The sequence below is a fragment of the Kineococcus gurbantunggutensis genome (genome assembly GCF_050871925.1).
Lineage (GTDB): Bacteria > Actinomycetota > Actinomycetes > Actinomycetales > Kineococcaceae > Kineococcus.
The window spans coordinates 23694-34490 of sequence record NZ_JBJLSG010000041.1; the positions used below are offsets into that span (position 1 = coordinate 23694).

5 protein-coding genes are annotated in these 10797 nt (G+C 75.4%); 4 read left to right on the forward strand and 1 reads right to left on the reverse strand.

The features are described from left to right. The first annotated feature begins 169 nt into the window (after window positions 1-169). From ACRYR7_RS10255 to ACRYR7_RS10265, 3 genes are all read left to right on the forward strand, one after another. Entirely contained in the window at window positions 170-2830 is a 2661-nt protein-coding gene (locus ACRYR7_RS10255; RefSeq protein WP_432571988.1) for a beta strand repeat-containing protein, read from the forward strand. A gap of 336 nt (window positions 2831-3166) precedes the next feature. Next, window positions 3167-5443, forward strand: coding sequence for a cell wall-binding repeat-containing protein (locus ACRYR7_RS10260; RefSeq protein ID WP_432571989.1), 2277 nt, complete (start codon window positions 3167-3169; stop codon window positions 5441-5443). A 240-nt stretch (window positions 5444-5683) separates the two neighbouring features. Then, the gene (locus ACRYR7_RS10265) at window positions 5684-8398 is read left to right on the forward strand and encodes a S8 family serine peptidase (protein ID WP_432571990.1); all 2715 of its coding nucleotides are present in this window, start codon (window positions 5684-5686) and stop codon (window positions 8396-8398) included. A gap of 97 nt (window positions 8399-8495) precedes the next feature. Here ACRYR7_RS10265 and ACRYR7_RS10270 read toward each other — a convergent pair whose 3' ends face one another. Continuing rightward, window positions 8496-9428, reverse strand: a complete 933-nt coding sequence (locus ACRYR7_RS10270) for a class I SAM-dependent methyltransferase (RefSeq protein ID WP_432571991.1) — start codon at window positions 9426-9428, stop codon at window positions 8496-8498. A 37-nt stretch (window positions 9429-9465) separates the two neighbouring features. On the opposite strand from ACRYR7_RS10270, the gene ACRYR7_RS10275 reads away from it, so the two are divergent. Continuing rightward, window positions 9466-10668, forward strand: coding sequence for a glycosyltransferase family 4 protein (locus ACRYR7_RS10275; RefSeq protein ID WP_432571992.1), 1203 nt, complete (start codon window positions 9466-9468; stop codon window positions 10666-10668). Window positions 10669-10797 lie beyond the last annotated feature (129 nt).

Below are 10797 nucleotides of genomic sequence, written 5' to 3' on the forward strand. Positions count from 1 at the left end.
CGATCACATCCGCACCATCACTCACCGTGTTGCGCTTGTGACTCTCGTGTACGTTCATCTTCGTCACCGCAGGACTCCGCTACGTAGCGGTCGAGGGCGGCGGCAGCAGGCTCGCACGAGCCGGCCCCCGTGGGGGGGAACATCACTTCACACTGCCTTGGAGGCAATCGTGACCGCAGCAACCTCCCGGTTGCGCCGGCGTGGTATCGGGGCCGGCGTCGCGGCTCTTGTTGGTCTGTCCGGTCTCGGCTTCGCCGCGGTCCCGGCTCAGGCTGCGCCTGGTTTTGACCCTTCTGCTGCTTCCGCCCAGGTCGCCGGTCTCGACCGGTTCGACACCGCGGCCCGCATCGCCCGCGCCACCTTCACCGCGGCGCCCACGGTCATCATCGCCAACGGCGACCGCGTCATCGACGCGCAGGCCGCCGGCTACCTCGCGGGCCAGAACAACGCCCCGATCCTGCTGACCCGCGCCGGCGACGTGCCGCAGGTGACCCTGGACGCGATCCGCGCCCTCGGCGCCACCCGCGCGTTCGTCCTCGGCGACAACGTCTCCGTCAGCGCCGCGGCCCGCACGCAGCTCACCGCCGCCGGCCTGACGCTGACCGCGATCGCCGGCGACAACCGCTTCGACACCGCGGCGGACATCTACAACGTCCCCACCACGAAGGCCAAGACGGTCTTCCTGGCCCGCGGTGACGTCCCCACCGGCCAGGTCTCGCCCGACGCGCTCGCCGCCGGCCCGCTGGCCTACGGCCGGGCCGGCAACGGCATCCCGATCCTGCTGACCAACGCCGGCTCGCTGCCCGCCGAGACCCGCGCGGCCCTGGTCGCCGGTGGCGTCACCCGCGTGGTCGTCCTCGGCAACGGCATCACCCAGGCCGTGAAGAACCAGGTCACCGAGGCCCTGCCCGGCGTGGCCATCGAGACCATCGCCGGTGAGGACCGCAGCTTCACCGCCGCGGCCCTGGCGAACTCCACCTACGGCCAGGCGGTCTTCAACAAGACCAGCGCCGCGATCGCCAACGGCGAGCGCGTCGACGCCCTCGCCGCCGGCCCCTGGGCCGCCGTCAAGGGCACCCCGATCCTGCTGACCCTGGGCACCAACGCCCTCGGCGGCGGCACCACGCAGTACCTGGACGCCAACAAGGCCACGCTGACCACGGCCACCGTCTTCGGCGACCAGAACAGCGTGCCCCCGGCCTTCCTGACCGCCGCGCGCGACGCCGGCGGCGGCAACATCGCCAGCCTGCAGTCCCTCGCGGTCGCCCCGGCCGCCGCGGCCACCCTGACGCTGGCGAACGAGAGCGGCAGCACGCCGACCGCGGACGACCGCACCTACACGGTCACCGGCCTGACCGACGCCACCCAGTACCGCGTCACCCTGGTCAGCGCGGCCAACGTCACGGTCACCAACGGCGTCGCCACCTTCGCGATCGACCGCACGCCGGCCACCGTCACCTCGACCAACCCGGACGGGGCCAACGGCCAGCAGGCCAGCGGCAACTACCTGGCCGCCGCCGGTACCGTCGCCGCCCGCTTCGCCTCCGTCAACGGCGGCACGCCGGCCAACAACGCCGGTGCGGGCACCACCACCAGCACGACCGACGTGACCAACTCGGCCGTCGCGAACCCGGTCAACGGCTCGATCACCTTCACCGTGGACGGCAACGCCACCGAGTCCGTGGTCCCCGTCGTCTACGTCAACGGCGGCACCGGTCTGGCCCTCTCCGCCGGCGGTTCTAGCGCCCGTCTGGAGCTCAACGCCCAGGGCGTCCCCGTCGAGAGCTTCGGCCTCGGTGGAGCGGTGACCTACGTCAACCCGGCGGCCACCTCCCAGACGGTGGGCACCGCCACGGCGATCGCCAGCGTCAACAAGGCGAACAACCAGTTCGACGCGGCCGGCTCCACCTTCACCTACAAGACCGGTGACACCTTCAGCATCGGCGGCGTCCCGGCCACGCTCGACGAGTTCGAGGCGGCCCTGTCCTCCGGCGACACGTTCACCGCGAGCTACTCGGCGACGACCGCCGCGAGCACCTTCGCCCTGACCGACGCCAACCCGGTCGCGCCGACCACGGTCACCGCCGTCGCGGGCGGCACCGGCAACACCACCAACGACATCACCGTCACGGCGACGCTCGGTGGCACGGGTGCGACCGCCGCGATCGACAACCTCGTCATCCAGCGCGCGCTCGTCACCAACGGCACGGTGGGTTCCTTCACGACGATCGCCTCCCCGGCGACCGACGCGGACACCACGACCGACGGCTTCCAGTACGTCGACACCGACGTGGCTGCCGGCACCTACCGGTACCAGGTCGCGGTCGTCAACGACGGTCAGCAGAGCGCGTTCACGGCGAACACCGCGAACGCCACCTCCGCCGCCCCGGCTGCGGACACGACCAGCCCGCTCGCGGCGACCACCACGCTGATCACGGACGCCGGCTTCGCCGGCATCCTCGACTCCGGTGACGTCTTCACCATCCGGGCGAACGAGGCCCTGGCCCTCCCGGCCGCGGGTTCCGTCATCCGGGTGAGCGACGGTTCGGACGGGTCGGTGGCCGACCTGGTGGTCGGCACGAACGCCAGCGTCTCGCTCAACGCCGCAGCCGTCCCGGCCAGCCCGGCCGGCCCCAACGCGGGAGCCGCGGCGAACACCGTCCTGACGGTCACCCTGACCGCTGCGCCGACCGTCGTGACGGCCGGCACCACGGCCGGTGTGGCGTACCCCGCGACGATCACCAACACCTCGGGCATCACCGATGTCGCGGGCAACCGCCTCGCCCTGACGGGCACGGGCACCGACGCGGTCATCAACGCGCCGGCCTGATCGCCGCAGTGAGCTGAGACGTCGTCAGCTCGACCTCCCCCCACGGGAGTGAGCAGTGCTGGAGCCCCGGACCGACTGGTCCGGGGCTCCAGTCGTTCCCGGATCCGGCCACCACTGCTGTCCTCCAGCGCTGCCGCTCGCGCGGGTCGAACCGGCGGTGAGCCGGCTCGCGAAGTGGCGGTGAGGGTACTCGCAGCCCTGCACCCTCTTACGTAGAGCGCAGATTTCAATACGCTCAGTCACATGACGACACCTCTCCGTCACCCACTTCGTACCGGTTCCGCGCTGCTCGCGAGCGGTCCCCCTCGGCGAACCTCCCTGAAGGTGGGCAGCGGCGTGAGCGCCGCGATCGTGGGCCTGGCCCTGCTCGCTTCTGCGGCCCCCGCCTCCGCCGCCCCCGGCCTGCGCATCGACCGCGTGGCCGGAGTCGACCGGTACATGACCGCGGTCCAGGCGTCGCAAGACCACTTCCCGGGTTCCAGCACCACCACGGCGGTGCTCGCCAGCGGCGAGTCGCCCGTGGACGCCCTGGCCGCGGCCTACGTCGCCGGCGCGAACGGTGCGCCGGTGCTGCTGACCCGCCCCGCAGCGCTGCCCGCGGAGACGTCGGCGGAGCTCCGGCGCCTCGGTGCTGCGCGCGTGGTCCTGGCGGGGGACCAGCGCGCGATCAGCGACGACGTGGCCCGGGAGCTGGGAGCCGAGGGTCTCGAGGTCGTGCGCGCCGGAGGCGTCGACCGCTACGAGACGGCGGCGAAGCTCGTGGCGCTCGGTCCCGACGCCGCCCCGCGGGTGGTGTTCGTCGCCTCCAGCCCGGTCGACGCGGCGGCCGCCTCCCCGCTGGTCGCCGCGAGGCGCTGGCCGGTTTTGCTGACGAGCCGTGACGCGGTCCCGGCCGCGACCTCGGCGGCGCTGGCGCGCTTCCCCGGCGCGGAGGTCGTCGTGCTCGGTGACGAGCGGGCCGTCTCGGCGGCGACGGCGGCGGCGCTCGGGGCGGACCGGCGCCTCGGCGGGACCGACAGGTACGCGACCGCGGTCGAGGTCGCGCGGTACGCGACCGCGAACGCCGGTTTCACCGGCCGCGACGTCGGCCTCGCGGCCGGTCGCCTGGGACCGCGCGGTGACGACCTCGCCGACGCCCTCGTCGCGGGCCCCGTCCTGGGCCGCTCGGCGGCACCGCTGCTGCTGGCCGAGGACCCCGAGCGCCTCGGTGCGACCACGCGCGCGTACCTGAGCGCGTCCGCGAACGGCCTCACCGGCCGCGCGCTCGTCTTCGGGGGGCCCGCGTCCGTCGGTGCGACGGTCCTGGCCGACCTGGCCGCCGCCACCGGCACCACCGTGCCCCTCGACGACGTCACGGCAGCCGCGCCCGTCGAGGAGTCCCCGGCCGGCGGGGCCGTCGGCGTCGCGACGTCCGTCTCGCCCCGGGTCACGTTCGACGAGCCGCTCAGCGCAGGCCTGTCCACGGCCCGGCTCGTGCGGCTGGGGCCCCCGGACACCGTCGTGCCCGCCACCGTGACGGTGGACGGCGCCTCGATCGTCCTCGACCCCACCGCTGAACTGGTGCTGGGCGGGGTCTACCGCGCGACCTTCCTCGCGCGCGACCTCGCCGGGAACTCCAGCGCTGCGGTGACCGTGACGTTCAGCACCGCCTCCCCGCCCCCGGTCGACAGGTCCGCGCCGACGCTGGCCGGCACCGCGCCCGTGGCGGGTGCGACGGGGGTGGACGTGGCCGTGTCGCCGGCCGCGACCTTCTCGGAGGCGCTGGACCCCGCGTCGTCGACCGCCTCGCTCAGCAGCGGCGGGACGACGGTGGCGGCCACGGTCTCGGTCGCCGGCCGCACCCTCACCCTCGACCCGGCCGCGGACCTGGCCCGCTCCACCAGCTACACGGCCTCGTTCACCGCGGTCGACGGGGCGGGCAACAGCGCAGCCCCCGTGACGGTGACGTTCACCACCGCCGCGCCCCCCGACACGGCGGCCCCCGTCGTGACCGCGCAAGCGACGCGCCCGAGGGTCGCCGACACCTCCGTGACCTTCACGGCGGACGAACCGCTCGACCCTGCGACGGTGACCACGTCGGACTTCCAGGTGAGCAGCGCGGGCCCCGGCCAGTCGGTCGACTCGGTGGCGGTCGACCCCACCGGCAGGGTCGTCACCGTGGTCCTCGCCCAGCCGATGGCCCTGAGGGAGGCCGTCACCCTCGTCGGCGCGGTCAGCGACCTCGCGGCGAACCCCAGCGCAGTCCAGCCCTCGACGCTGCCGGTCCTGGCGCGGCCGGTGAGCTTCACCTTCACCGACGGCGGGACGGGCGGCAGGTACGGCGATCACAACGGGGACCAGGTGGTGGTCACGCTCGACGCCCCCGTCGGTGCCACGTCGGCCACCCGCGGCTTCTCGCTGGACTCCCAGGACGGCACCGGGCCGATGGTGTACGGAGCCGGCGGCCCCGGCAGCGCCCTGCCCGACACGTACGACCAGGTCGCCCGCACGGTCACCTTCACCATCGCGAACGCGAGTTCCATCACCGGTCGGGACACCCTCGTCGTCCCCGGTACGACGACCCTGGCGGTGGTGCACCCGGACGTCGACCGGACGGTCGTGGTGACCCGCTGAGCACGTCCTCCGCCGGCGGTGCCCGCGGGCGCGCTCGCTGCGTCGCCGGGCGCCGCTGTGCGGGGGGTCCTCGCTCCGCTGGACCGACCGATAGCCCGTTCCACCGAGCCGTGTCAACGGTCGGCGGACGAGGGCTCGGCTGAGCGGGTGCTCCTGGGGACGGATCGCCCCTCGACCTTCAAGGTCGCAGCACCGCTCGACCGACGGATCAGTGACCGTCGATCGAGCGAGGAGATCCGCATGTCGTGCAAGACCCGCACGCTCGCCTGGGTGCTGGCGGTGGCGCCGGCCCTGGCGCTCGCGCCCCAGCCGCTCGCCTCCGCCGCTACCCAGCCCACCGGGGTGGTGAGCATCGACGTGCTGCTGGAGGACGCCGACGGCGTCCAGCGCGCCGAGACCGTGACCGCCGCGACCAGGGCGGAGGCCACCGCAGAGGCCGTGGAACTGGCCGAGGTCTCGGACGCGGAGGTCGTGCGGACCGCTCCGTCGGTCACCTACCAGCTCGCGGCGACGAACGACCCCCACCTCGGCTCCTACTACGACTCACCGACGCGCTTCAACCACGCCGACCAGGCCTGGGGCACCGCCACGGGCAGGGGTTCCGTCGTCGCGGTCCTCGACACCGGCATCCGCCCCACCCACGAGGACCTGCAGGGCGCGCTGCTGCCCGAGCTGAACCTCACCGGCACGTCCCCGGCTTCGACGTTCCACTCCACGCTGGTCTCCTCGATCGTCGCTGCACGCGCCGACAACGGGAAGGGCGCGGCGGGCGTGGCACCCCAGGCGCAGGTGTGGCCCGTCCGCGTCTGCGCGACCGGCGGCTGCCCCAGCTCCGCCATGACGAACGGCATCCTCGCCGCCGTCCAGACGATCGGCGACGGCGACCCGGACAACGACGTGGACGTCATCAACATGTCCATCGCCGGCACCGGTCAGGACTCCCTCGTCAGGGACGCCGTGGCGCAGGCCATCGCCAAGGGGATCGTGGTCGTGGCCTCCTCCGGCAACGGTGGTGCGCTCGTCGGCGACACCCGGAAGAACCCCAGCGGGGGCGCTGCGCACGACAACGCCGTCGAGTACCCGGCCGCGTACCCCGGCGTCATCGCGGTGTCCGCCACCGAGGGTGACGAGGCGCAGTCGTGGTGGGCGACGCACGGCCCCCACGTCGACCTGTCGGCCCTCGGGAACACCGTCTGGGGGGCGTACGACGCCGGGGACTCCACCTACGCAGGAGGCGCGGGAACCTCCTTCTCCGGTCCGCAGGTCGCCGGTGCCGCGGCGCTCATCCGTGAGGTGAACCCGACCGCGACGCCCGCGCAGGTGGAGCAGTTCCTGCGCTCGACGGCCCGCGTCCCGGCCGGCTGGGACGCTTCCGCCGGGTACGGCACGGGAACGCTCGACGTGCCCGCCGCCGTCGCCGCCGCAGCCCGGGCCGCGGGGTCCGTCGTCACCGCACCCGCAGCGCCCACCGCCGTCACCGCCACCTCCACCGCCGCCTCGACGACCGGCGGCGCCGCCACCGTGAGCTGGACCCCGGGCTCCACCGGCGGCGGCACGGTCACCGAGCACACCGTCACCCCGTACGTGAACGGCGTGGCCGTCACCGCCGGGGCCCGGGTCGTCGCCGCCCCGGCCACCACCGCGGACTTCACGGGGCTGACCAACGGCACCGAGTACACCTTCAAGGTCAAGGCGAGGAACGAGCAGGGTTACGGCGCGGAGTCCGCCGCGTCCTCGGCGGTCCTCGTCGCGGGCCGCCCCGGCGCACCCACCGGCGTGACCGCCACCCTGTCCGGCAGCACCGCCACGGTGTCGTGGTCGGCCGCCGCGGACAACGGCTCCGCCGTCACGAGCTACGCGGTGACGCCGTCGAAGAACGGCACGTCCCAGCCGGCGCGCACGGTGACCGGGACGTCCACCACCTTCACCCTCGACGCGGGTGCGCCCTACACGTTCACCGTGACGGCCACGAACGCCAAGGGCACCGGTGCCGCCAGCGCAGCGAGCCAGGCGGTCACCCACGCGCCGCCGGTCGCCCCTCCGGTGACCCCGGTCGTCACCACGCCGCCGGTGACCACGCCGGTCGTGCCGCCGGTGACGACCCCGGTCGTGCCGCCGGTGACCACGCCTCCGGTGACCACTCCGGTCGTCCCGCCGGTGACCACGCCGCCGGTCACCCCGCCCACCCCGACGCCCGTCCCCACCCCGACGCCCGTCCCCACCCCGACCCCCGTCCCCGCCGCGCCCGGGAACCCGGTGCGCAACCCCGACGGTTCCACCACGTACACCGGCGTGGGCGGCCGCTCCTCCGTCGTCAGGGGCGCCATCCAGGACGCCTACGAGCGCGCCGGCGCGGGGCGTTCGGTCATCGGCCTGCCCGACGGCGACGAGTTCGCGGTGCGCGACGGCGGACGGGTGCAGCGCTTCGCGAACGGCCTCGTGTACTGGACCCCCTCGACCGGCGCGCAGGTCGTCACCGGCGCGGTGCGGGAGCTGTACGCGGCCAAGGGCTGGGAGAACTCCGCCCTCGGCTACCCGACGAGCGGGGAGGTCCGCATCCGCGAGGGCGGCGTCGTCCAGCAGTTCCAGGGCGGTCTCGTCTACTGGACGCCCGCCACCGGCGCGCACGAGGTGAAGGGCGCGGTCCGGGCGCTGTACGCGGCGAAGGGCTGGGAGACCTCGACGCTGGGGTACCCGACGAGCGACGAGATCCGCCTCAGGGACGGCGGTGTCGTCCAGCGCTACCAGGGCGGCCTCGTGTACTGGTCGCCCGCCACGGGCGCGCACGAGGTGAAGGGCGCGATCGGCGAGCGCTACGCCGCCCTGGGCTGGGAGACCGGCCGGCTGGGGTACCCGGTCAGCGGTGAGTACGCGGTGCCGGGCGGGGTCCGCCAGGACTACCAGCGCGGGTCGATGACGTACTCGTGGTCCACCCGGCAGGTCACCGTCTCCTGACGGCAGCGGCACGACCCGCACGACCCGCACGACCCGCACGGCCCCGGAGGTGGTCCCCGCCCCCGGGGCCGTGCGCGTGGCCGGGGCGGCGCGGGGCTCAGGCCGCGTCGCCGCGGGCGGTGAGCAGGAACGCCGGGGAGGACCAGTAGTCGTGCAGCGCCTCGGTGCGCACGTCGCGGTAACCGGCGGCGCGGACCTGCTCGCGCCAGGTGCCGGCGGGGTGCTCCCAGTTGGTGCGCACCGCACCGGGGGCCGCCGGGAGCAGCTGCCCGGTGAGCACGGGCATCAGGAAGCCCTGCGCGACGAGGTCGGTGGTGGCGGTGGGGACGCCGTCCTCGGCGTACTCGGCCAGGCCCCGTTCGTAGCGGGCCAGCAGGGAGCGCAGGTGCTCCCCGCTGCCGTGCACCGCGTCGGGGACGTCGAACTCCACGACGAGCAGGTGCGCGGTGTGCGGGCGCAGCGCCTGCAGCACCGCGCCGCGCTCGGCCACGGGCAGGGACTGCAGGGCGAACGTGGACTGGACGAGGGTCCAGCTGCGCCCCCCGAGGTGGTGGGTGGTGAAGCGCTGGGCGCTCTCCGGCCAGGTGCGCACGGCGACCGTGGCAGCGGCGGCCGGGGGATCGGCGGCCGCCAGCCGCTGCTGCGCCCCGGCCAGCAGCGCCGCGGACGGCTCCACCAGGTCCAGCCCCCGCAGCGTGCCGGCCGCGGCCGGCAGGGCAGGCACCAGGGCGGTGCCGTCGCCGCAGCCGACGTCCAGCAGGTCGCGCACCGCGTGCCGCCGGTACGCGCGGGCGAGCGCGTCGGAGACCGCCGCGTACAGCGGCACGTTGCCGCCGCCGCGGATGAAGGCCTCGAAGGCGGCCGGCCGGTCGTACACCGCGGTCCCCGCCGCGCCGCCGAGGTGCTCGGCCAGGGCGCGCGCCAGCAGGGGACCGCCGCCGGCGGCGGCCCGCTCGGCCGCCTCGCGCGCGGCGTCGCGGTCGCCGCGCACCAGCGCCGCCAAGGAACGTTCCAGGAGGTCCTCGCCCACCGGCTCACCGTAGCCACGCCCGTGGCAGGCTCGCCCCGTGCGTCTCCTCGTCATCACCGACGGCGTCCCGCCCGAGCACCGCGGCGGTGTCGCCTCCTCCGTGCTGGTGGAGGTGGATGAGCTGGCCCGCCGCGGGCACGAGGTCACCGTCCTGGTGCGCCGGCACGACCCCGACCAGCCGCTGGCCGAGGACCGCGGCACCCACCGGCTGCTGCGCCACCCCGCGCCCGCGCGCGCCTCGCGCGGCTACTACGCCCACCCGGCGGCGACGCTGGCGCGGGTGCCCGGCTGGCTGCGCTCGCTGGACGCGCGCGAGCGCTTCGACGCGCTGTACGTGCACAGCACCTTCCACGGCGCGGCGGTGGTGCGCGCCGGGCTGGGGCGCAAGGCGCTGTACCGGTTCCACGCGCCGTCGTCGGTGGAGGTGCGCCTGGACGCGGCGGGCGGGAAGTACCCGCTGGCGCGCGCGGCCGCGGGGGTCGTGGCGGACCTGACGCGCCGGGCGGAGCTGAGCGCGGTGGACGGCTGCGCGCGGGTGGCGGCGACGAGCTCCTTCATGCGCGCGCAGCTGCACGAGGTGCACCCCGGCGCCCGGACCCCGGTGGACGTGGTGCCGCTGGCGGTGGACCTGGACCGGTTCCACCCCGCCGACGGTCCCGGGCGTTCGGCGCTGCGCGCGCGCTGGGGCGTGGACGGGGACGCTCCGGTGCTGCTGACGGTGCGCCGCCTGGTGCGGCGCATGGGCCTGGAGAACCTCCTCGCCGCGGTGCCGGCGCTGCGCGAGCGGCACCCGGGCCTGCGCGTCCTGATCGGCGGGCGCGGGTACCTCGCCGGGGAGCTGGAGCGCCGCGTCGACGAGCTCGGCGTGCGCGACGCGGTGCGGCTGCTGGGTTTCGTTCCCGAGGAGGACCTGCCGGAGCTGTACCGGGTGGCGGACCTGTTCGTGCTGCCCACCCTGGAGCTGGAGGGTTTCGGCGTGGTCACCCTGGAGGCGTTCGCCAGCGGGGTGCCCGTGGTCGCCACGCCCGTGGGCGCGAACCCCGAGGTCGCCGGTGGCCTCGACCCGGCGCTGCTGGCCGCCTCCACCTCCGCCGCCGACCTCGCCGGCGCCGTCACCCGCGGCCTGGCCGCCGCCCCGCGCCTGCGCGGCGCGGCCCGCGAGCACGTGGAGAGGCGGTACTCCCCGGCCGCGGTGGGGGAGCGCGTGGAGGAGCTGCTGGAGCGCGTGGCCGGGCGCTGAGCGCTCCCGGGCGGCGCGCCGCGGGGGGGGGGGGGGGGGGGGGGGGGGGGGGGGGGGGGGGGGGGGGGGGGGGGGGGGGGGGGGGGGGGGGGGGTGTGCGGGGGGTGTCGCAGCACCCCCCGCTCGCCC

Excerpts from the sequence above, each read along its gene's own strand:
- ACRYR7_RS10265 (WP_432571990.1), top strand. The coding sequence starts at position 5,684 with ATGTCGTGCAAGACCCGCACGCTCGCCTGGGTGCTGGCGGTGGCGCCG.